The sequence below is a fragment of the Streptomyces sp. NPDC033221 genome (assembly GCF_055577005.1).
This window is the reverse complement of sequence record NZ_JBVIQN010000001.1, coordinates 312,912-333,484: the sequence shown is the minus strand read 5'-3', so window position 1 is coordinate 333,484 and position 20,573 is coordinate 312,912. Positions and strand designations below refer to the sequence as shown.

Genomic DNA, 20,573 nt, shown 5'->3' with positions numbered 1-20,573 from the left:
CATGCGACCGGCCCGGAGCCGCTGGGGCTCCGGGCCGGTCGTCGTCCGGGCTACGGGGGCCGCGGGGTGCTCAGCCCGTGTACGGCTTGGCTTCGAGGATCTTCACCGAAGCCTTCTTGCCGTTGGGGAGCTCGTACTGGGCGGTCTCGCCGATCTTCTTGCCGTTCACGCCGGAGCCCAGCGGGGACTGCGGAGAGTAGGTCTCGATCTCCGAGCTCGCGTACTCCCGCGAGGCCAGCAGGAACGTCAGGGTGTCGTCCGGGTCTCCGTCGAACGCGATGGTGACGACCGTGCCGGGGGCCACGACACCCGTGGCGGCGGGCGCCTCGCCGACCTTCGCTGTCTCCAGCAGCTGCTTGAGCTGGCGCATCCGAAGGTCCTGCTTGCCCTGCTCTTCCTTGGCCGCGTGGTACCCGGCGTTCTCCTTCAGGTCACCTTCCTCGCGGGCCGCCGCGATCTTTTCGGTGATCTCGGCGCGTGCGGGACCAGACAGGTACTCCAGCTCGGCCTTGAGCTGGTCATACGCCTCCTGGGTCAGCCAGGTGACGTTGTCGCTGGTCTGGGTCACAGGTGCTCCTCGTCGGTGCTGGGGATAAATCAAACGCCCTACCAGGGAGGCTGCGCCTCCACGGGTGGGCGAAACCACGAGCCTAACAATTCCGGCACAAAACGGGGAAGGGGAATTTCGCCGGGAACGGCATCCGCCCGAAACGTCGCCGGTCAGCGCGCCGGCGCGGGGCGAGTCCGGCGACACACCGGACGACGCGCGGGGCGGGCCCGGTGCGGCACCGCGTGGCGCGCGGCGCGGGTTCCGCGACGCACCGGACGACCGGCGCGCGGTGGGGTCAGCCGCCGGAGGGCGTGCAGCCGACCAGGACGGCGTTGGTCGCCCGGGCCGTCGTACGGATCGTGACCTCGACGTCGACCTGTTCCTTCGGTGCGTCGACGGTGACGTCCTTGCGTCCCACCTCGGCGCCGCTGTCGGCCTGCGAGCGCAGCGTGCACACGCCGGTGTCGTCCTTGCCCTTGACGACTTCCAGATGCACCTTGACGGCGCTGTCCGAGACGCGGTTCCAGGTGATCACCCGGCCGCTGAGGTCCTGCCCGGAGATATAGGAGAAACCGGACCATCCGACCACGCCGAGCAGTACCGTGCCCAGCACGGCGCCGATGATCTTCAGCTTGCGGTCGGCGCGCTGGTCGGCGGAGCGGCCGTAGCGTCCGTCGGGCAGCCCCTCGCGCACCGCGGTCATGATCGCTCCTCCTGCCCGGGGGCTCCGGAATTAATCGCCCCGCGCTTCGGTCACTATAGGAAACATCTTCTCCGGCCTTTCACTGAGGATCGAGTCTTGACTGAGCAGCTGCGACTGATGGCAGTGCACGCCCATCCCGACGACGAGTCGAGCAAGGGTGCGGCCACCATGGCCAAGTACGTGTCCGAGGGGGTGGACGTGCTGGTCGCCACCTGCACGGGCGGGGAGCGCGGCTCCATCCTCAACCCGAAGCTCCAGGGCGACCCGTACATCGAGGAGCACATCCACGAAGTACGCAAGAAGGAGATGGACGAGGCCCGGGAGATCCTGGGCGTCCGGCAGGAGTGGCTGGGATTCGTCGACTCCGGGCTGCCCGAGGGCGACCCGCTGCCGCCGCTGCCCGACGGCTGCTTCGCCCTCCAGGACGTCGAAGCGGCGGCCGAGCCGCTGGTGAAGCTGATCCGCGAGTTCAAGCCGCAGGTCATCACGACCTACGACGAGAACGGCGGCTACCCGCACCCCGACCACATCATGACCCACAAGATCTCGATGGTGGCCTTCGAGGCGGCCGGCGACCCGGAGAAGTACCCGGAGGCCGGTGAGCCCTGGCAGCCGCAGAAGCTCTACTACAACCAGGGCTTCAACCGGCCGCGCACCGTCGCGCTGCACGAGGCGCTGCTGGAGCGCGGCCTGGATTCCCCGTACGGGGAGTGGCTGGAGCGCTGGAAGGAGTTCGAGCGCCGCGAGCGCACGCTGACCACGTACGTGCCCTGCGCCGAGTTCTTCGAGATCCGCGACAAGGCGCTGATCGCGCACGCGACGCAGATCGACCCCGACGGCGGCTGGTTCCGGGTGCCGATGGACATCCAGAAGGAGGTCTGGCCGACGGAGGAGTACGAGCTGGCCAAGTCGCTCGTCGACACGTCCCTCCCCGAGGACGACCTCTTCGCGGGCATCCGCAACAATTGATTCCATGATGAGCGCGACTAGCACCCTCGCCGTGACGCACTTCGTCACCCTTGCCGACAGCTTCGACAAGGACAAGGTGACCCCGGGCGTCCTCGGCTTCATCGTGTTCGCGGTCATCGGCGGCGCCGTGTGGCTGCTGATGAAGTCCATGAACAAGCAGATGAAGAAGGTCGACTTCCAGGAGACCCCGGAGGCGCCCGCCGCCTCCGGCGGTGCGGAGGCGGCCGACGGCCGGGCGAAGAACCAGGCCAAGGGCCAGGCGAAGGGGCAGGCGAAGGGGCAGCCCTCGGGGAAGGCCCGGCCCAAGACGGGCTGAGCGCGTCCCCGGACGCCGGGCGGGGTGGGACGCCGTCCACCGGCCCGTCCGGCGCCACCGTGACGCGGGGGACACCCCTCGTCACTGCGACGAGGGTATGGACACCCCCATGACCTCGCGCGCGTGGCGGTTCGGCACCATGCCGAGCCGCCATGCCTCCCACCCCGTTTCCGGCTCGACGCCACGGTCCAGCAGCAGCGCGAACGTCTCCGCGCAGTCCTCCAGCTTCGAGTCGCGGGTCGGGTGTCCGTCCTGGGCGAGCCGCGCCAGCTCCTCCTGCGCGACCGCCGTGCCGACCACCGAGCCGCCCGGCGAGGCGAACGGCAGCAGCGTGCAGCGCAGGAAACGGGCCCAGTCCTCGCCGCGCCGGTCGCCGTACCCGGCGAACGTCCGCGCCGCCTCGTCGGCCAGCTCCAGCGCCTGCGCCGTCCGGCCGTTGCCCGCGTCGATGATCACCAACTCCAGGCAGGACCAGGCCTCACCGTGCGGGACGCCGATCCGCTGAAAGTCCTTGCGGGCGTCCTGGAGCAGCTGCCGCGCGAAGCCGCTGTTGCGCAGCGAGCCGGTCTGCGCGGCCCGCAGGTCCCGGGTGACGCGCCCCGAGTGGTGCCGGGCGCAGGCCAGGCCGTAACCGTCCTGCATCCGGCTGAACATCGTCCGGGACCGCTCCAGGTGCCGCAGCGCCGCGTCCAGGTCGCCCTGCTCCTCCAGCGACTGGCCGAGGTAGTACAGCGTCCACGCCTCGCCGCGGGCGTCCTCGTGGCGGCGGTGCAGGGGCAGGGCCTGGCGCAGCCGGTCCACCGCCGGGTCCGGGTCGGCGTCCACCAGCCGGGCCCGCGCCAGCTGGGTCACCGCCCACGCCTCGCCGCGGTCGTCGTGCGTACGGCCGTAAAGATCCAGGGCCGCGTGGAACTCGCGCTCCGCCTCCGGCACTTCGCCCATCCGCAGATACACCTGGCCGAGCTGGAAGTGCGCCCACGCCTGGCCGTGCAGGCTCTCGCTCTCCCGGTGCAGCTCCAGGGACTCGCTCAGCAGCGCCAGCGCCTCCGCCACCTGCGCGCGGTCCCGCTCCACCGCCGCCAGCGCGTGCAGCGTCCACGCCCGGTCACCGCGCACGTCCGCGCCGGACTGCATCTCCAGGGCCTCGCGCAGCTTCGCCGAGGCCTCCGTCAGATTGCCCTGCTGCTGGAGCGTGATGCCCAGATCACGCAGGGCACGCGCGGCCCCGACCGGGTGCTGCGCCTCGAAATACAGGTCGACCACCGACGTCAGGGTCGTACGGGCCTTGTCCAGCTCGCCGAGCTGACGGGCCGCGACACCGGTCCGCCACTGCACGGACCGTACGAGCAGCCCCCGGTCGGCGGCCTTGGTCAGCTCGCTCAGCTCGCCGAGGCGGTACAGGTCGCCGCGCAGCAGGCAGTAGTCCGCCAGCGCGCCCAGCAGATGCGAGACGGTCGCCTGGTCCACGTCCTGGTCGGCGTGGCGCAGCGCGGCCGTGATGAAGCTGGTCTCGTCGTCCAGCCACTGGAGCGCCGCGTCCAGGGAGGTGAAGCCGTGCGAGCCGAAGCGGTCGGCACGGGTGGACGTACGGCCGTCCACCAGGCGGATCACCGAGTCCGCCAGCTCCGCGTAGCTGCGGATCAGCCGCTCCTGGGCCGTGCTGCGCTCGGCCGGGTCCTCCTCGTCCAGCAGGCGGCCGTGCGCGAAGTGGTGCACCAGGGCGTGCAGGCGGTAACGGTCGCCGCGCACATGCTCGATCAGGCCCGCGGCGGCCAGCGCCGACAGCTGCCGCTCGGCCTCCGGTACGTCCACGCCCAGCAGCGCCGCCCCGGCGGCCGCCCCCAGGCTGGCCCGCCCCACCAGCGCGAGCCGGCGCAGCAGTCGGCGGGCCGTCTCCGACTGGTCGCCGTAGCGCAACCACAGCGCCGCCTCCGTCGGCGTCGACCGGCCCTTGGCGGCCGGAGACCGCGCGGCGCTCGCCTCCAGATCCGCCGCCAGCGTGGCGGGCGACCGGGGACCGAGCGACGAACCGGCCACCCGCAGCGGCAGCGGCAGCCCCGCGCACAGCTGCGCGATCCGTTCGACGGACCGGTGGTCGTACGGCCCGGTCTCCCCCTCGGACTCGTCGGCCGCGGCCCGCAGCAGCTCCTCGGTGCCCGCCGAGTCCAGCGCGCCCACCGGCAGCTGGTGCACCCACGCCGGGAGGTCGCCGGGCAGCTCCATGGGCTCGCGGGTGGTCACCAGCACCAGGCTGTCGGAACGGTCCGGCACCAGGAGGCGCACCTGCTCCGGGTCCGAGGCGTCGTCCAGCAGGACCGTCACGGGCAGACCCGTCAGATGCTTGTGATACAGCTCCGTCAGCCGTTTGACGTGCTGCTCCTGGGAAGGCCGTTCCCGGAAGAGGAGCTGTTCGCGCGGTGCGCCGAGCCGGTTCAGCAGATGCAGCAGCGCGTCGCGGGTCGGCAGCGGCGTCTCGTCCGGGGTGTCCCCGCGCAGGTCCACCACGCACGCGCCGCGGAACTGGTCACGCAGCTGGTGTGCGGCCCGCACCGCCAGCGCCGTACGGCCCGAGCCCGGCTCGCCGTGCAGCACCACGACCGTCGGCCGGGTCTCCGTGCTCGCGCGGGCCGCGTGCACCCACTGCGCGATCTGCGTCAGATGTGCCCGCCGCCCCGCGAACGGCTGCTCCGGCTGCGGCAGATGGGAGAAGGACTGCTCCAGCACGGACCGCTGGCGGGCCGCCGCACTGCGGTCCGCACCGCGCAGCTGCGGCACCCGGGTGCCGCGGGAGGCCGCCGGCGTCCCGGAGGACCCGCCGCGCGTCGCCGCCGTCAGCATCCGCTGCTGATCCAGGAACGGCCGGATGCCGCGCACCTCCAGCGCCGTCAGCCACTGCAGCCGCAACTGTTCGGGGCCGCCCGGCTGCCCGCGCATCCCCGCCTGCCGGTGGGCCGCCGGCCAATGCCCCGCAGTCAGCTTCACGACCGTCGCCACGGTGCCCGCGGCCACCACCGAGGCCCCGACACCGAGCGCCGTACCGGCGCCCGTCCCGAACGCGAGGTCCGTGCCGAAGGCGGCGACCGCCGCGACCAGGGTGGCCACCGCGGGAGTACTCAGCTCCTTGCGCGACAGCCGCTCGGACAGCGGACGCTGCCCGGCCGCCGACTCGTCCAGCGCGTCGACGTATGCGCCGTACTCCTCGGACGCCTTACCGGCCAGTTCGTCCAGCACCGCACGCGCCCGGGCCAACAGGACACCCCGGTCCAGGGTCCCGCCCGACCGCCGCGCCTCCTCCTCGACGGCCCGCGACAGCAGCCCTTCCGCATCCGCCCGGTGACTGTCCCGCAGCACAGCCAGTGAGCCCGCCATGCCTTCCCCCTCCTGCAGTTCCCAGCGTCCCGGCAGGTTCCGGTGTTCCCGGAGATCCCCCGGCCTCCCAGCACTCCCCGACGGCCGGGGCAGCGCCCCCGTCCCGGCCCGCGGTGATCGGTTCCCGTACCCACAGTGTTCCGCTTCCGCGCGAAATCCGGCAGGCCTGTGGATAACTCCCCGCGTCGACCACCCGCCACTCACCGCGGGACGTGCGCCGTCACACGTCCTTGATGATGACGCGGTCGCCGCACAGCTTCGACCAGTCGTCGCGGTCGGAGGTCAGGACGATGACGGGTGCCGTGCAGCGGAGGGCCATCGCGGCGACGAGGGCGTCGATGGCGTGGCCGTGCAGCCCGCCCGCGTCGCGCAGAAGCTGTACGGCGTTCATGGCGTCGTCCTGCTTCACAGGCTCCACCCGCAGCCGGGAGAGGACCCACCTCAGTCGCGCGAGGTCCGTCTTCCCGTGTGCCGCTTCGACCACGGTCAGGGCCGACACCACGACCGGGGCCCCGACCCGGCGCGAAGCCTCGGTGCGGGTGGTCATCTGCCGGTCATTGCACAGCAACAGTGACAGAGCCTGGGAATCGAGCACCAGGGAGCGGATGGGCGGCTCCTTCACGCGGCATCCTGGCCCGTGCCCTGCTCGCCCTCTTCCCCGAACAGCTCGCGGTGCGCCGCTTCGATCTCCTGCTCCGTGAGCGCGCCGTGTTCGGCCTCGTGGGAGGCGACGATCTCGGCGAGCCCGTCCATGGCGAGCTGGTGGCGGACGGCTTCGGTGATGTAGCTGGACACACCCCGGCGCCCGGTCCGGGAGCGAAGTTCACTGGCCAGGTCGGCGGGCATGGACACGGAAATGTTCTCGGTGGTCCCGGCTCGTGGCGACCTCATGACCCAGAGTACGACGAGGTCTATTACAACGTCCCGCCCCCGCGACACGCCCGTTTGGGACGCCCGGGCCGGCGTGACAGAGTGACCGCATGAACCGGCTGGCGAACTCTCAGTCGCCCTACCTGCTCCAGCACGCCGACAATCCGGTGGACTGGTGGCCCTGGGGTACGGAGGCGATGCACGAGGCGAAGAGGCGTGACGTACCCATCCTGCTGTCGGTCGGATACTCCGCGTGTCACTGGTGCCACGTGATGGCGCACGAGAGCTTCGAGGACGAAGGTGTCGCCGCGCTGATCAACGAGCACTTCGTGCCCGTGAAGGTGGACCGCGAGGAGCGGCCCGACGTGGACGCGGTCTACATGGAGGCCGTGCAGGCCGCCACCGGGCAGGGCGGCTGGCCGATGACCGTCTTTCTGACGCCCGAGGCCGAGCCGTTCTACTTCGGTACGTACTTTCCGCCCGAGCCGCGCCACGGGATGCCCTCCTTCCCGCAGGTCCTCCAGGGTGTGCGGAGTGCCTGGGCGGACCGCAGGGACGAGGTGGGCGAGGTCGCCGGGCGGATCGTCGCCGACCTGTCGGCGCGGTCGCTCTCCGAATCGTTGGCCAAGGGGGATCCCGTGCCGCCGGGCCCGGAGGACCTGGCCGGCGCGCTGCTGACGCTGACCCGGGACTTCGACGCCGTGCACGGCGGATTCGGCGGGGCGCCGAAGTTCCCGCCGTCCATGACGCTGGAGTTCCTGCTGCGCCACCACGCCCGTACGCAGTCCGAGGCGGCCCTGCAGATGGCGCAGGCGACCGCCGAGGCGATGGCCCGCGGCGGGATCTACGACCAGCTCGGCGGCGGCTTCGCGCGCTACGCGGTGGACACGTCCTGGACGGTGCCGCACTTCGAGAAGATGCTGTACGACAACGCGCTGCTGTGCCGTACGTACGCGCACCTGTGGCGCGCCACCGGGTCCGACCTGGCCCGCCGCATCGCCGTCGAGACCGCCGACTTCATGGTGCGTGAACTCCGTACGGAGCAGGGGGGTTTCGCCTCCGCGCTGGACGCCGACTCCGACGACGGCAGCGGCAAGCACGTCGAGGGCGCGTACTACGTATGGACGCCCGCGCAGCTGCGCGAGGTCCTGGGGGAGAAGGACGCCGAGGTCGCCGCGCACTACTTCGGCGTGACGGAGGAGGGCACCTTCGAGGAGGGCGCCTCCGTCCTGCAACTCCCCGACACTGACGACCTGGTGGACGCCGCGCGGATCGCTGGCATCAAGGAGCGGCTGAGCGCGGCCCGCGACACCCGGGCGCGCCCCGGGCGGGACGACAAGGTCGTCGCCGCCTGGAACGGCCTGGCCGTCGCCGCGCTCGCCGAGACCGGCGCCTACTTCGACCGCCCGGACCTGGTGCAGGCCGCCACGGACGCCGCCGACCTGCTCGTACGCGTCCACATGGACTGGCAGGCGCGGCTGCACCGCACCTCGCGGGACGGCGCGGCCGGCGCCAACGCCGGCGTCCTGGAGGACTACGCGGACGTCGCCGAGGGCTTCGTCGCGCTTGCCTCGGTCACCGGGGAGGGCGTCTGGGTGGAGTTCGCCGGCCTCTTCCTGGACACCGTGCTCGTGCACTTCACCGCCGAGGACGGCACGCTCTACGACACCGCCGACGACGCCGAACAGCTGATCCGCCGCCCGCAGGACCCCACCGACAACGCCACGCCGTCCGGCTGGACCGCGGCCGCCGGAGCGCTCCTGTCGTACGCGGCGCTGACCGGCAGCACGCCGCACCGGGAGGCCGCCGAACGCGCCCTGGGCGTCGTCAAGGCGCTGAGCGGCCGGGCCCCGCGCTTCATCGGGTGGGGGCTGTCCGTCGCCGAGGCCGTGCTGGACGGGCCGCGCGAGGTCGCGGTCGTCGGCCCGGACGGCGTCCCGGCCACCCGGGCGCTGCACCGCGCCGCCCTCCTGGGGACCGCGCCCGGTGCGGTGGTCGCCCTCGGGGAGCCCGGTATGGAGGAGGTGCCGCTGCTGAAGGACCGTTCGCTGGTCGACGGCCGGCCCGCCGCGTACGTCTGCCGGCACTTCACGTGTGAGCGTCCGACGACCGGGCCGGAGGAGCTGGGGGAGAAGCTTCGCGGCGGCTGACCTGGTGCTGGTGCTGGTGCTGGTGCTGGTGGTGGCAGGGGCGGGGCGCATCGTCCTCGCCCCTCCGTCCTGAGTCCTAGGACCACAAGCCGACTTGAACTTCACGCGGGCGTCAAGTTCTAGCGTGACGGCATGACGAACCGCACGGATCGCACGAACCGCACCGGTGGCGGCCTCCCCGCCACCCACCATGAAGTCCGGCTGACCGGCCGTCCGCAGGGCCCGCTCACCGACGACCTGTTCGAGATCGTCGAGGTGCCCGTACCCGAGCCGCGGCCCGGGCAGGTGCTCGTCCGCAACACGACCATGGGCGTCGCCGCCGTGATGCGGACGCTCATGGACGAGGTCACCACCGTCCCGATGCCGTCCTTCGTGCCCGGCGAGCCGCTGTACGGGTCGGCCATCGGCGAGGTGGTCGCCGCCCCCGGCACCGACTTCACCCCCGGTGACCTGGTGGAACACAACCTGGGCTGGCGGGAGTACGCCCTGCTGGACGCCGCGCGGGCGCAACGCCGGGACCGGGACCTGCTGCCCGACCCGGCCGCCTACCTCTCCCAGGGGCCGACCGCCTACATGGGCATCGTCCGAGGCGCCGAGGTCCGCGCGGGAGACACGGTGTTCGTGTCCGGCGCGGCCGGCGGGGTCGGGTCGCTGGCCGGGCAGCTGGCCCGGCTGCGGGGCGCCGCACGGGTCATCGGCAGTACGGGGTCCCAGCGCAAGGCCGACTACCTGGTCGAAGAGCTGGGTTACGACGCGGCGGTGATCCGCGGCGCCGGCCCGATCGAGAAGCAGCTGCGCGCGGCCGCTCCGGACGGTGTCGACGCGGTCTTCGACAACGTGGGCGGTGAGCAGTTGCAGGCGGCCATCGCGCTCGCCAACCGCGGCGCCCGTATCGCGCTGGTCGGCGCGCTCGCCAACCAGCTCTCCGGCAGCGGCGCGCACACCACCGAGATCGACACGCTGTCCCTGGTGGCGGGCAGCATCACGCTGCGCGGTATCGCGCTCTATGACCACCTCGACCTGATCCCCGAGTGGAACGAGCAGTTCGGGCGCGGCCTGCGGGACGGCACGCTCACCTTCCCGCACGCCCGGCTGCACGGCCTCCAGGAGGCCCCGCGCGCCCTGCGGGAACTGACCGAGGGACGCCACCTGGGCGCCGTACTCGTGGAGTTGTGAGCGGTCTCCCCGTAGCGCGGCTCCGTCGGTGTGCCTCCGGTCGGCGACGTACGGTCCCAGTGGGCCGACGTACGGTGTGGAGGAGTCGACGTACGGAGCTGGGCGCGACCGGCCCGGCCCCGGTGGGGGAGGACCGGATGCGCATCGGGGACGCCGCGGCCGCGGCGGGCATGACGGCCAGGGCACTGCGTTACTACGAGGAACAGGGGCTGGTGATCGCCCGGCGTACGCCGTCGGGCCACCGGGTGTACGAGCCGGAGGACGTACGCCGGTTGCGCACGGTGCGTGAACTGCTCGACGCGGGGCTGACCGTGGGCGACATCCGGTCCTTCGCGCCGCTCCTCGACGCGCTCCCGCCCGACGGCCTGCCCGAGGTGTTCTTCACGGGTGGCGTCCGCGGCGACCGTGGTGATCGCGGTGATCGCGGTGATCGCGGTGACCGACGCGGCACCGGGGGTGGCGGGGACGGCGCGGCGGATGCCGGAGGCGGCGCGGCGGACGGCGGTACGGGCCACTGCCGTACGGCGGAGCAGGTGGCCCGCCGCCGGCTGGCCGACCTGGACGCCCGGATCGAGCGGCTGACACGGCTGCGCGGGCGGCTGGCCCGGCGGCTGGGGGAACCGGCCAGAGAGCCGGGGCGGGTGGCTCCGTACGGGAGGGCCTTGCGGGAGTGAGGCGGGCCCCCTACAGAGTCAGCCCGCGCGCCAGCACATCCATGGTCCGGTCGACGAGTTCTCCCAGGTCGTCCCGCTGATCGTTCGCGACCCAGTGCATCAGCGCTTCCTGCAGCCCGGCCAGGACGGCCGTGGCGATCACCCGGATCTCCAGGTCGTCGGGGGACCGGCCGGTCCGTTCCGCCAGTACGTCGCTGAGCATGGTGTCGCGCGCGGTGTTCTCCGCCGTCCGGCCGCGGATCGCGGGCACCTCCCGGACGAGCCGGATGCGCAGGACCAACTCGGCGCGCTCCTCGGCCGGGAGCTGCCGCAGCGCTTCGACGGCCACGTGCCGCATGGACTCGGCCATCGGTTCGCCGACGGGCCTGGCCCGCAGTCCCGCCTCCAGGAGCGGGTCGTACTCGTCGGTGAGCACGATGTCCTCCTTGGTGGGGAAGTAACGGAAGAGCGTGCTGGGGGAGATGTCGGCGGCCTCGGCGATCCGGTCGACGTGGGTCGCCTCGTACCCCTGCTCCTCGAAGAGCCGGTACGCGGCCCGGCGGATCGCCCGCCGGGTCTGGATCTTCTTCCGCTCCCGCAGCCCGAGCTTGGGGGCACCGGGCTGAGCGGCGGGTTTCTGTGCAGAGGCCATGCGCGTCATTGTCCGGTGGCGACCGCCGCTCCCGCACGCATGAGGGTGTCGGTCCGGCGGTGTTCCTTGATATCTCCTTGTTTGTCAGTGGTGTGTGTAACGCTTCAACAAGGGCAAGGTCACTGTCAGTGATGCCTGGAGGGGGTGTTGCGGGTATGCGTACCGCGATTGATGTGTTCGCCGTGTTCGCGGCGGCGCTGTGCGTCGGAGGGTTCCTCGTCGGCGGTACGGCCGCGGTGGTCGCGCTGGTCCTGGCCGGGGTGGCGGCCCTGACATGGCAGGTGGCCGCGGCCTCAAGGCCGCGGCCACGTACGGGGGCCGGGGGCGTGCGCCGGCGGGGCGGGGGCTCCGGACGGCGCGGCGGCGGGGATGCGACGGGCGGTGCGGGAGCCGCGCCGGGCGCCTCAGGCGTGCGAATAGGCCACCAGTGAGATGCCGACGTAGTGCACCACGAACGCCGCCAGTGTCAGGGAGTGGAAGACCTCGTGGAAACCGAACCACCGCGGTGAGGGGTTGGGGCGCTTGATGCCGTAGATGATGCCGCCCACGCTGTAGAGGACGCCGCCGACGATGACGAGGACGAGTACGGCGATGCCGCCCTTGCGCAGGAAGTCGGGAAGGAAGAAGACGGCCGCCCAGCCCATCGCGATGTAGCAGGGTGTGTAGAGCCAGCGCGGCGCGCCCACCCAGAAGACGCGGAAGGCGATGCCGGCGAGGGCGGCCGCCCACACGGCCCACAGGAGTGCCTGGCCGCGGCCGCCGGGGATCAGCAGCATGGTCAGCGGCGTGTAGGTGCCCGCGATGATCAGGAAAATATTGGCGTGATCCAGCCGTCGCAGCAGGGCTTCGGCGCGAGGGCCCCAATTGCCGCGATGGTAGAGGGCGCTGACCCCGAAGAGCAGGCAGGCGGAGAGGGTGTAGATGGCGCAGGCTATCCGGCCGCGGGTGCTGTCGGCCAGTGCCGTGAGCACCACTCCGGAGATGAGGACCGCGGGAAACATTCCCGCGTGCAGCCAGCCCCGCAGCTTGGGCTTGAGCGGCGCGGCCACCGCTGCGACCGCGGATACTGCGTCGGCGGCCGCGCTGGTCACGGAAGAAGAGCGGCTTTCGGCGGCGTCGGGCGCGGAAGTCATGGGCGCCATGCTACCTACGCAACCGTAGGTTACAGGTCGGTCCGGAAGTGGTGACGGTCACGAGAACCCCCTCTGGACAGATGCCCATGAGGATCGGATGATCAAATGAGTGCGGTCGGCACCGGATGAGCGGTCGCGAAGCATCCGGGTCGCAGCCCCCAAGGGGCAGGCATCTTCAGAAGCGGGCTCTGCCGGCATGTGCGCGGACAGCTGTCCGTCCAAACCCTCATCTAGGAGCGATCGTGGCGCGCGACAACGCGGCTCCCTCCCCCGTACCGACCAACCACCAGGAACTGATCTCCTGGGTCGACGAGATCGCAGCCATCACCGAGCCGGACCGCGTCGTGTGGTGCGACGGCTCGGAGGCGGAGTACGAGCGCCTGTGCGAGGAGCTCGTCGCGAAGGGCACCTTCACGAAGCTGGACCCGATCAAGCGCCCCAACTCGTACTACGCCGCGTCCGACCCCTCGGACGTCGCCCGGGTCGAGGACCGCACCTTCATCTGCTCCGAGAAGGAGGAGGACGCTGGCCCGACCAACCACTGGAAGGCCCCGGCGGAGATGTGCGACATCTTCACCGGCGAGCAGGGCGTCTTCCGCGGCGCGATGCGCGGCCGGACGATGTACGTCGTCCCGTTCTGCATGGGCCCGCTCGGCTCGCCGCTCTCCGCGCTCGGCGTGGAGATCACCGACTCGGCGTACGTGGCCGTCTCGATGCGCACCATGACCCGGATGGGCCAGGCCGTCCTGGACGAGCTGGGCGAGGACGGCTTCTTCGTCAAGGCCGTGCACACCCTCGGCGCCCCGCTCGCCGCCGGTGAGGCCGACGTGCCGTGGCCGTGCAACACCACGAAGTACATCTCGCACTTCCCCGAGGACCGCGAGATCTGGTCGTTCGGCTCCGGCTACGGCGGCAACGCCCTGCTGGGCAAGAAGTGTTACGCGCTGCGCATCGCCTCCGTCATGGCCCGCGACGAGGGCTGGCTGGCCGAGCACATGCTCATCCTCAAGCTCACCCCGCCGCAGGGCGAGGCCAAGTACGTCGCCGCGGCCTTCCCGAGCGCCTGCGGCAAGACCAACCTCGCCATGCTGGAGCCCACGATCTCCGGCTGGACGGTCGAGACCATCGGCGACGACATCGCCTGGATGCGGTTCGGCGAGGACGGGCGCCTGTACGCGATCAACCCCGAGGCCGGTTTCTTCGGCGTCGCGCCCGGCACCGGCGAGCACACCAACGCCAACGCCATGAAGACGATGTGGGGCAACTCGGTCTTCACCAACGTCGCGCTGACCGACGACGGCGACGTGTGGTGGGAGGGCATGACCGAGGAGCTGCCCGCCCACCTGACCGACTGGAAGGGCAACGACTGGACGCCGGAGTCCGGCACCCCGGCGGCCCACCCCAACGCCCGCTTCACCGTCCCGGCCGGCCAGTGCCCGATCATCGCGCCCGAGTGGGAGGACCCCAAGGGCGTGCCGATCTCGGCCATCCTCTTCGGCGGCCGCCGCGCCAGCGCCGTACCGCTGGTGACCGAGTCGCTGACCTGGCAGCACGGTGTCTTCCTCGGCGCGAACGTGGCGAGCGAGAAGACCGCGGCGGCCGAGGGCAAGGTCGGCGAGCTGCGCCGGGACCCGTTCGCCATGCTGCCGTTCTGCGGCTACAACATGGGCGACTACATGGGCCACTGGATCAAGGTCGGCGCCGACAAGGACCAGGCGAAGCTGCCGAAGATCTACTACGTCAACTGGTTCCGCAAGGACGCGTCGGGCAGCTTCGTGTGGCCGGGCTTCGGCGAGAACAGCCGGGTGCTCAAGTGGATCGTCGAGCGCCTGGACGGCAAGGCCGAAGGCGTCGAGACGCCCATCGGCATCCTGCCGACCAAGGAGGCCCTGGACACCGACGGCCTCGGTCTGGACGACGCCGGGCTGGACTTCCTGCTCACCGTCGACAAGGACGTGTGGCGCGACGAGGCGGCGCTCATCCCCGACCACCTGAACACCTTCGGTGACCACACGCCGAAGGAGCTGTGGGACGAGTACCACGCGCTCGTACGCCGTCTGGGCTAGGTCGTGTCTTTTGGATCAGCCTGGATCAGCCCGCGGCGTCTGGTGGTGGGGGTACCTCCCGCGCCCGTCCAGGGCTGCGGGGGAGCCTCGCAAGGCGGAGCATTGCCCTCGGACTGGGTGTCCGTGGGTGATGCGACAACGCCGCGTGGGGGTACCTCCCAGCGGTAGCTGGGGGAGTGCCGTGCCAGGCGCCGCGGGCCCAGGATGATCCGAAAGACACGGCCTAGTACAGGAACACGGTCCGGCGCGGACGCTGACGCGCGCCGGACCGCCACGGTCGGCGGCCGGGGTCACGTGCACGAACACGTGGCCCCGGCCGTCCTTTTCGTCCTGGCCCCGCTTCGTGGCCGCGCTTACTGGCCCCCGCTGCCTGCTCCCGGTTTCCGGTGCCCGCCCGGCCCGTCGCTCAGGCCGTGGCCAGCTCCTGCACCAGCCCGTCGGCCTCATGGGCCTCCATGCGCTCCGCCGCCAGCGCGGCGGCCGCGGCGTCGGCCCGTGAGGTGGCGACGGCCAGGGCGCTGCCGGCCAGCATCCGGGCACGGCGGTGCAGCCGGGGCGCCCGGGCCGGGTCGCCGCCGCCGGTCGGTGCGGCCCGCAGCGGGTACGTCCCGCCACGCAGCCGCGTCACCTGCGCGGCGATGCGCTCGGCGGCGTCGTCCAGCGCGGGGTCGGGGAGGGTGGCGCGCAGCTCGTCGGTGACGGTGAGCAGCGCGGTCAGATGACCGGCGAGCCGGATGTCCAGTTCCTCCGTGCGGGAACGGTGCGGGACCTCCTGGTCGGCGGCCATGGAGTGGACCGACTTGGTGCGGATCGGTTCGTACATGGGACGGCCTCCTGGCAACGCTCAACGGCTAGGAGACCATCCTAGCTTAGACAGTGTCTAAAGTTGTGATCCGTACAGTCCACGTACGGGTGACATCTCCCGGGACGCGCTCCCCGGCCGGGCCCCGGTCGGCCCCCGGCCGCGCTCAGTACTGCCCGTAACCGTCCAGGAACCTGCCGATGCGGGTCACCGCGTCCGTCAGATCGTCCTTGTTCGGCAGCGTGACCAGGCGGAAGTGGTCCGGCTCCGGCCAGTTGAAGCCCGTACCGTGCACGATCATGATCTTCTCGGCGCGCAGCAGGTCCAGCACCATCTGCCGGTCGTCCTTGATCTTGTAGACCTTCGGGTCCAGTCGCGGGAAGGCGTACAGCGCGCCCTTCGGCCTGGTGCAGGTGACGCCCGGGATCTGGGTGAGCAGGTCGTACGCGGTGTCCCGCTGCTCCAGCAGGCGCCCGCCCGGCAGCACCAGGTCGTTGATCGACTGATGTCCGCCGAGGGCGGTGGCCACCGCGTGCTGGGCGGGCATGTTGGCGCACAGCCGCATGTTGGCGAGGATCGTCAGGCCCTCGATGTACGAGGACGCGTGCGCCTTCGGGCCGCAGACCGCCATCCAGCCGCTGCGGTAGCCCGCCACCCGGTAGGACTTGGAGAGCCCGTTGAAGGTCAGGGTCAGCAGGTCGGGGGCGATCGCGGCGAACGGGGTGTGGGTGACGCCGTCGTAAAGGATCTTGTCGTAGATCTCGTCGGCGCAGACGATCAGGTTGTGCCGGCGGGCGATCTCGGCGATGCCGCGCAGCAGCTCGTCGTCGTACACGGCGCCCGTCGGGTTGTTCGGGTTGATGACGACGATGGCCTTGGTGCGGTCGGTGACCTTGCGCTCGATGTCGGCGAGATCCGGCATCCAGTCCGCCTGCTCGTCACAGCGGTAGTGCACCGCCGTACCGCCGGACAGCGAGACCGAGGCGGTCCACAGCGGGTAGTCCGGGGCCGGTACGAGTACCTCGTCGCCGTCGTCCAGCAGCGCCTGCATCGACATCTGGATCAGCTCGGAGACGCCGTTGCCCAGGTAGACGTCGTCGACCGACAGCTCGATGCCCTTGGTCTGGTAGTGCTGCATCACCGCGCGGCGGGCGGAGAGCAGGCCCTTCGCGTCGCCGTAGCCATGGGCGGTGCCGACCGTACGGAGGATGTCCTCCAGGATTTCCGGCGGGCACTCGAATCCGAACGCCGCCGGGTTGCCGGTGTTGAGCTTGAGGATGCGGTGTCCCGCTGCTTCGAGCCGCATCGCCTCCTCAAGGACCGGACCCCGGATCTCGTAGCAGACGTTGGCGAGCTTCGTTGACTGGATCACCTGCATGTCAGCCACCATACGGGCGCGTAACACGCCCCGCCTGGTGTTTTTGTTCACGCCGGAGGAGCCGGAGGTGTGGGGTTGCTCACCCGGCGTCATGGCGGGCGGGGGCGCACGGGCGCGTACGTGAACGGTCTACGCGACGCGCGCGCCGGCGGTACGCTCCGGGGCACACGATCACGCGGGCGGCATGGTGGCATCGGAACAACGGCTCGCGCTGCTCAACGACGAGCCGGTGGACTCGGCCGGCACCGACCTGCTGGGCGCGGGCCGCGCCGCCCGGCAGCTCGCCGGCCTGCTGATCGCCTCCCGCTCCGCCACCCCCTTCACGCTCGCCGTGGACGCCGGGTGGGGCATGGGCAAGAGCAGCCTGATGCGGCTGGTCGACGCGGAACTGATGTCGGCGCCCGAGGTGCACACCGTCTGGTACAACGCCTGGACCTCGACCGGCGCGGACGCCCTCGAAGGGCTGATCAAGTCGGTGCTGATGCGCTTCGACCGCAGGCTGCTGCGGCGGGCGCTGCACCGGGCCTCCGAGCAGCGGGCGCTGCTGCGCGTCCTGCGGGCGCTCGCCACTGTGGCGGCCGGCCCGCTGGGCGCCGCCGGGCTGGTCAACGAGCTGTGGAGCAGCCTGTCCGTCAACTCCCAGGCCCGCAACGAGATGCGCGACGCGATCAGTGACATGGCCCGGGAGTGGGCCGAGAACGCGGTCCACTCGCCGCGGCGGATGCTCGTCGTCTTCATCGACGACCTGGACCGCTGTTCCGAGGAGACGGTGCTCGCGGTGTGCGAGGCGGTCAAGGTCTACCTGGACGTGCCGGGGCTGGCGTTCGTCATCGGCTGCGACCGCTCGGCGATGGGACCGAGCGGCCTGCTGCGTGATCTGTCGCCGGCCGGTGCCACGTTCATGGAGAAGGTCTTCCAGACCAGCTACCGCATCCCGGTGGCCGACGGCCAGGGCGTACAGGAGTACATCAAGTGGTGCGCGCGCACCGCCGGTATCGAGCAGCTGCTCGACGAGCCGCTGGTCGACCTGCTCGCCGAGCGCTCGGCCCGCAACCCGCGCCGTATAAAGCGGCTGGTCAACGGCTTCGTCCTGGAGGCCACCCTCAACCCGATGTGGGCCGACCATCCGCCGGAGGCGGTGCTGCGCACCCTGCTGATCCAGTACTTCTACGCCGACTTCTACCGGATGATGACGAGCCCGCCGGGGGCCGACAGCGGCGATGTGATCGCGGACTTCCGTACGTACCGGCGGGTGCGGACGCTGGTTCGGACGTCGGCGCCCATGTCCGACGAGGAACGGCCGCTGATCGAAGCCTTCCTGGCGCAGCGGGACGTACCGAGTACCGTGTCAGGCCCGCCCACGGTGCTGGAACGGCTGGAGCGCGAACTCCCCACCGTCTTCCCCGAGGTGGTCGCCGACGCCGCGTTCAACTCCCTGCTCGACGGCCTGCTCGACCTGCCGCACTCCGAGAAACTGGTGCGCAGGCTGCGCGAGGGTGCGCCGGCGCTGGTGGCGGTGCCGCAGCGGGAGCCGGACATCGTGGGTGGGGTCATACCGGACACGCGGACCGGTGTCCTCGCACGGCTCAGGGCCCGTTTCCCGGACATCGACCCGCTCCCGGACATCGACCCGCAAGCGCCCCTCGTCGGCCGCACGATCCTCTGGGTCGACGACCGCCCCGAGAACAACACCTCGCTGGCCGCCTGGTTCCGGCGGGAAGGGGCGACCGTGGAGATCGCCGTGGACTCCGAGGCCGCCGACGCCGCCATCGCCGCCCGGATGCCGTCCCTGATCATCTCCGACATCGCCCGCGGCACGGCCGACCGGGCCGGGTTCTCGCACGTGGCGGCGCTGCGCCGGGAGGAGCGCTACACCGGCCCGGTCGTCTTCTTCGCCGGCCGGGTCACGCCCGCCCGCCAGGACACCGCCCGCGAGCTGGGGGCGCTGGGGGTCGCAGCCGACGCGGACGAGCTGATACGGCTGGTCAGGGGCGCGTTCACCGGCCCGAGCGCCCCATCCGTACGTCCGTCCGCCGCACCGCCCGCCCCGCCAGCACATCCGTCCGCCGCCCGTCCTCGATGACGAACCGTCCGTCGATCAGGACGTGCGGGATGCCCGTCGGCAGGGTGCGCGGCGCCTCGAAGGTCGACCCGGCGCCGACCGTGTCCGGGTCGAAGAGGACCAGGTCGGCGCGGTACCCCTCGCGGACCAGGCCGCGGTCGGGCAGCCGCAGCCGGGCGGCGGCGCGCGACGTCAGGTGCGCCACGCACTCCTCCAGCGACAGCACGCCCAGCTCCCGCACATACGTCCCCAGGTACTTCGGGAACGTACCGTACGCCCGCGGATGCGGCTTGTGGCCCTGGAGGATGCCGTCGCTGCCGCCGGTGTGCATCCGGTGGCGCATGATCGCGCGGACGTTCTCCTCGTGCCCGACGTGCTGGAGGATCGTCGAGCCGAGCCGGTCCTCGACCAGCAGCCGGCGGGCCGTCGTCCACGGCTCCTCGCCGCGCTCGTGCGCCGAGCGGGCCACCGTCCTGCCGACGTACCCCTCCAGTGCCGGGTTCGAGACGCCGGAGATCTCGATGGTGTCCCACTCGACCGGCACGCCGTGGCAGCCGTCCGCGCCCTCCACCTCCATGACGTGCCGGATGCGCTCGGCCGCCGCGTCGTCCCGCAGCCGTTCCAGGATCGCGTCGGGTCCGCCCTCGCTCGCCCAGCTCGGCAGCATGGCGACCAGGGTCGTACAGCCGGGCGTGTACGGGTAGGTGTCCAGGGTGATGTCGGCGCCGGACTCCAGGGCGCGGTCCAGGAGGGCGAGGAGTTCGGGGGCGCGCCCCTTGTTCACGCCGAAGTTCATGGTGGCGTGGGCGAGGTGCAGGGCGCAGCCCGCCTGCCGGGTCAGGCCGATCATCTCCTCGTACGCGCCGAGCGCGCCCGCGCCGTACGAGCGGTGGTGCGGGCAGTAGTAACCGCCGTAGCGCGCCACGACCCGGCACAGCTCGGTGAGTTCGGCGTCGTCCGCGTACATGCCGGGCGTGTAGGTGAGGCCGGAGGACAGGCCGACGGCGCCCTGCTCCAGGCCCTCGGCGACGAGCTGCCGCATCCGCTCGGTCTCGGCGGGCGTGGCCGCGCGGTCGTCCCAGCCGAGGGCGAGCATCCGGACGGTGCCCTGCGGGACGAGGTACGCGGCGTTGACGGCGATGCCCTGCCCGTCGAAGCCGTGGTCCAGACGGTCCAGGTATGCGCCGACCGTGCGCCAGCTGAAGTCGATGTCCGAGCCGTCCCCGTTCCAGCCGGTGATCTGCGCGCGGACCTCGGCGAGCGTACGGTCGTCGACCGGCGCGTACGACAGGCCGTCCTGGCCGATCACTTCGAGGGTGACGCCCTGCGCCGCCTTCGCCTCGTGCGACGGGTCGCGCAGCAGCGCCAGGTCGCTGTGCGCGTGCATGTCGATGAAGCCGGGGGAGAGGGCCAGGCCCGCGCCGTCCACCACGCGGGGGGCGCCGGGGCGCGGTCCGGGGGCCGTCTCCCGGTGGATCTCGGCGATCCGGCCGCCGTCGAGGGCGACGTCCGCGCGGTACGAGGGGGTGCCGGTGCCGTCGATGACACGTACGTCGCGGACCACGGTGTCCATGACCGAACCGCCTTTCCTGTCGAACAAAGGCCCTGTCGAACAGAGGCTGTGAGCCGGGCCGCACCGCGCGGCCACGGCATACGGGCCCCGCTCCGGCGACGGGGGGATGCGCCGGAGCGGGACCCGGGCGCGCCCGGGGGTGGGCGCGCCG

Annotated in this window: 18 protein-coding genes; 8 read left to right on the top strand and 10 right to left on the bottom strand. The window is 71.7% G+C overall.

What is annotated here, in order from left to right:
* Positions 1-70: 70 nt before the first annotated feature.
* Positions 71-568: a transcription elongation factor GreA gene (greA, locus tag ACZ53K_RS01465; RefSeq protein ID WP_468830477.1), complete on the bottom strand. Its 498-nt coding sequence runs from the start codon at positions 566-568 to the stop codon at positions 71-73.
* Between the two features lie 277 nt (positions 569-845).
* Positions 846-1,253, bottom strand: coding sequence for a DUF4307 domain-containing protein (locus ACZ53K_RS01460; protein ID WP_468830475.1), 408 nt, complete (start codon positions 1,251-1,253; stop codon positions 846-848).
* A gap of 96 nt (positions 1,254-1,349) precedes the next feature.
* On the opposite strand from ACZ53K_RS01460, the gene mca reads away from it, so the two are divergent.
* Together mca and ACZ53K_RS01450 are read left to right on the top strand one after the other, a co-directional pair.
* Entirely contained in the window at positions 1,350-2,222 is an 873-nt protein-coding gene (gene mca, locus ACZ53K_RS01455) for a mycothiol conjugate amidase Mca (RefSeq protein ID WP_468830473.1), read from the top strand.
* 4 nt (positions 2,223-2,226) lie between these two features.
* Entirely contained in the window at positions 2,227-2,538 is a 312-nt protein-coding gene (locus ACZ53K_RS01450; protein WP_468830471.1) for a hypothetical protein, read from the top strand.
* Positions 2,539-2,619: 81 nt separating this feature from the next.
* Here ACZ53K_RS01450 and ACZ53K_RS01445 read toward each other — a convergent pair whose 3' ends face one another.
* The 3 genes from ACZ53K_RS01445 to ACZ53K_RS01435 form a co-directional block, all read right to left on the bottom strand.
* Positions 2,620-5,907, bottom strand: coding sequence for a tetratricopeptide repeat protein (locus ACZ53K_RS01445; RefSeq protein WP_468830469.1), 3,288 nt, complete (start codon positions 5,905-5,907; stop codon positions 2,620-2,622).
* Between the two features lie 220 nt (positions 5,908-6,127).
* Complete coding sequence (locus ACZ53K_RS01440) at positions 6,128-6,529, bottom strand: type II toxin-antitoxin system VapC family toxin (RefSeq protein ID WP_468830467.1); 402 nt, start codon at positions 6,527-6,529, stop codon at positions 6,128-6,130.
* Entirely contained in the window at positions 6,526-6,798 is a 273-nt protein-coding gene (locus ACZ53K_RS01435; RefSeq protein WP_468830465.1) for a hypothetical protein, read from the bottom strand. Before ACZ53K_RS01435 ends, ACZ53K_RS01440 begins: the two co-directional genes overlap by 4 nt.
* 89 nt (positions 6,799-6,887) lie before the next feature.
* Between ACZ53K_RS01435 and ACZ53K_RS01430 the strand changes: the two genes are divergently transcribed.
* From ACZ53K_RS01430 to ACZ53K_RS01420, 3 genes are all read left to right on the top strand, one after another.
* A complete protein-coding gene (locus ACZ53K_RS01430) occupies positions 6,888-8,927 on the top strand; it encodes a thioredoxin domain-containing protein (protein ID WP_468830463.1) in 2,040 nt (679 codons plus the stop codon).
* Positions 8,928-9,059: 132 nt separating this feature from the next.
* Complete coding sequence (locus ACZ53K_RS01425; RefSeq protein ID WP_468830461.1) at positions 9,060-10,103, top strand: MDR family NADP-dependent oxidoreductase; 1,044 nt, start codon at positions 9,060-9,062, stop codon at positions 10,101-10,103.
* Positions 10,104-10,240: 137 nt separating this feature from the next.
* Positions 10,241-10,777, top strand: coding sequence for a MerR family transcriptional regulator (locus tag ACZ53K_RS01420; protein ID WP_468830459.1), 537 nt, complete (start codon positions 10,241-10,243; stop codon positions 10,775-10,777).
* Positions 10,778-10,787: 10 nt separating this feature from the next.
* Here ACZ53K_RS01420 and ACZ53K_RS01415 read toward each other — a convergent pair whose 3' ends face one another.
* The gene (locus ACZ53K_RS01415; protein WP_468830457.1) at positions 10,788-11,417 is read right to left on the bottom strand and encodes an acyl-CoA-like ligand-binding transcription factor; all 630 of its coding nucleotides are present in this window, start codon (positions 11,415-11,417) and stop codon (positions 10,788-10,790) included.
* A 146-nt stretch (positions 11,418-11,563) separates the two neighbouring features.
* On the opposite strand from ACZ53K_RS01415, the gene ACZ53K_RS01410 reads away from it, so the two are divergent.
* The gene (locus tag ACZ53K_RS01410) at positions 11,564-11,839 is read left to right on the top strand and encodes a hypothetical protein (RefSeq protein ID WP_468830455.1); all 276 of its coding nucleotides are present in this window, start codon (positions 11,564-11,566) and stop codon (positions 11,837-11,839) included.
* Here the strand turns inward: ACZ53K_RS01410 and trhA are convergent.
* Positions 11,813-12,541, bottom strand: a complete 729-nt coding sequence (gene trhA, locus ACZ53K_RS01405; protein WP_468830453.1) for a PAQR family membrane homeostasis protein TrhA — start codon at positions 12,539-12,541, stop codon at positions 11,813-11,815. The two genes, ACZ53K_RS01410 and trhA, sit on opposite strands and share 27 nt — an antisense overlap.
* Positions 12,542-12,783: 242 nt before the next feature.
* Between trhA and ACZ53K_RS01400 the strand changes: the two genes are divergently transcribed.
* Complete coding sequence (locus tag ACZ53K_RS01400) at positions 12,784-14,607, top strand: phosphoenolpyruvate carboxykinase (GTP) (RefSeq protein ID WP_468830451.1); 1,824 nt, start codon at positions 12,784-12,786, stop codon at positions 14,605-14,607.
* Between the two features lie 406 nt (positions 14,608-15,013).
* On the opposite strand, the gene ACZ53K_RS01395 is transcribed toward ACZ53K_RS01400, so the two are convergent.
* Together ACZ53K_RS01395 and ACZ53K_RS01390 are read right to left on the bottom strand one after the other, a co-directional pair.
* A complete protein-coding gene (locus ACZ53K_RS01395; RefSeq protein WP_468830449.1) occupies positions 15,014-15,430 on the bottom strand; it encodes an SCO4983 family protein in 417 nt (138 codons plus the stop codon).
* A 145-nt stretch (positions 15,431-15,575) separates the two neighbouring features.
* Positions 15,576-16,787, bottom strand: coding sequence for a pyridoxal phosphate-dependent aminotransferase (locus ACZ53K_RS01390; RefSeq protein WP_468830447.1), 1,212 nt, complete (start codon positions 16,785-16,787; stop codon positions 15,576-15,578).
* A 184-nt stretch (positions 16,788-16,971) separates the two neighbouring features.
* Between ACZ53K_RS01390 and ACZ53K_RS01385 the strand changes: the two genes are divergently transcribed.
* A complete protein-coding gene (locus ACZ53K_RS01385) occupies positions 16,972-18,870 on the top strand; it encodes a P-loop NTPase fold protein (protein ID WP_468830445.1) in 1,899 nt (632 codons plus the stop codon).
* Here the strand turns inward: ACZ53K_RS01385 and ACZ53K_RS01380 are convergent.
* Positions 18,785-20,422 carry an N-acyl-D-amino-acid deacylase family protein gene (locus ACZ53K_RS01380; RefSeq protein ID WP_468830443.1) on the bottom strand — a complete coding sequence of 546 codons (1,638 nt, stop codon included), beginning with the start codon at positions 20,420-20,422 and terminating at the stop codon, positions 18,785-18,787. The two genes, ACZ53K_RS01385 and ACZ53K_RS01380, sit on opposite strands and share 86 nt — an antisense overlap.
* Positions 20,423-20,573: the final 151 nt, after the last annotated feature.

Coding starts and splice junctions, on each gene's coding strand:
- ACZ53K_RS01430 (WP_468830463.1), top strand. CDS start 6,888: ATGAACCGGCTGGCGAACTCTCAGTCGCCCTACCTGCTCCAGCACGCC.
- ACZ53K_RS01415 (WP_468830457.1), bottom strand. CDS start 11,417: ATGACGCGCATGGCCTCTGCACAGAAACCCGCCGCTCAGCCCGGTGCC.
- ACZ53K_RS01450 (WP_468830471.1), top strand. CDS start 2,227: ATGATGAGCGCGACTAGCACCCTCGCCGTGACGCACTTCGTCACCCTT.
- ACZ53K_RS01395 (WP_468830449.1), bottom strand. CDS start 15,430: ATGTACGAACCGATCCGCACCAAGTCGGTCCACTCCATGGCCGCCGAC.
- ACZ53K_RS01385 (WP_468830445.1), top strand. CDS start 16,972: ATGGTGGCATCGGAACAACGGCTCGCGCTGCTCAACGACGAGCCGGTG.
- ACZ53K_RS01435 (WP_468830465.1), bottom strand. CDS start 6,798: ATGAGGTCGCCACGAGCCGGGACCACCGAGAACATTTCCGTGTCCATG.
- ACZ53K_RS01420 (WP_468830459.1), top strand. CDS start 10,241: ATGCGCATCGGGGACGCCGCGGCCGCGGCGGGCATGACGGCCAGGGCA.
- ACZ53K_RS01380 (WP_468830443.1), bottom strand. CDS start 20,422: ATGGACACCGTGGTCCGCGACGTACGTGTCATCGACGGCACCGGCACC.
- ACZ53K_RS01410 (WP_468830455.1), top strand. CDS start 11,564: ATGCGTACCGCGATTGATGTGTTCGCCGTGTTCGCGGCGGCGCTGTGC.
- ACZ53K_RS01425 (WP_468830461.1), top strand. CDS start 9,060: ATGACGAACCGCACGGATCGCACGAACCGCACCGGTGGCGGCCTCCCC.
- trhA (WP_468830453.1), bottom strand. CDS start 12,541: ATGACTTCCGCGCCCGACGCCGCCGAAAGCCGCTCTTCTTCCGTGACC.
- ACZ53K_RS01445 (WP_468830469.1), bottom strand. CDS start 5,907: ATGGCGGGCTCACTGGCTGTGCTGCGGGACAGTCACCGGGCGGATGCG.
- ACZ53K_RS01390 (WP_468830447.1), bottom strand. CDS start 16,787: ATGCAGGTGATCCAGTCAACGAAGCTCGCCAACGTCTGCTACGAGATC.
- ACZ53K_RS01460 (WP_468830475.1), bottom strand. CDS start 1,253: ATGACCGCGGTGCGCGAGGGGCTGCCCGACGGACGCTACGGCCGCTCC.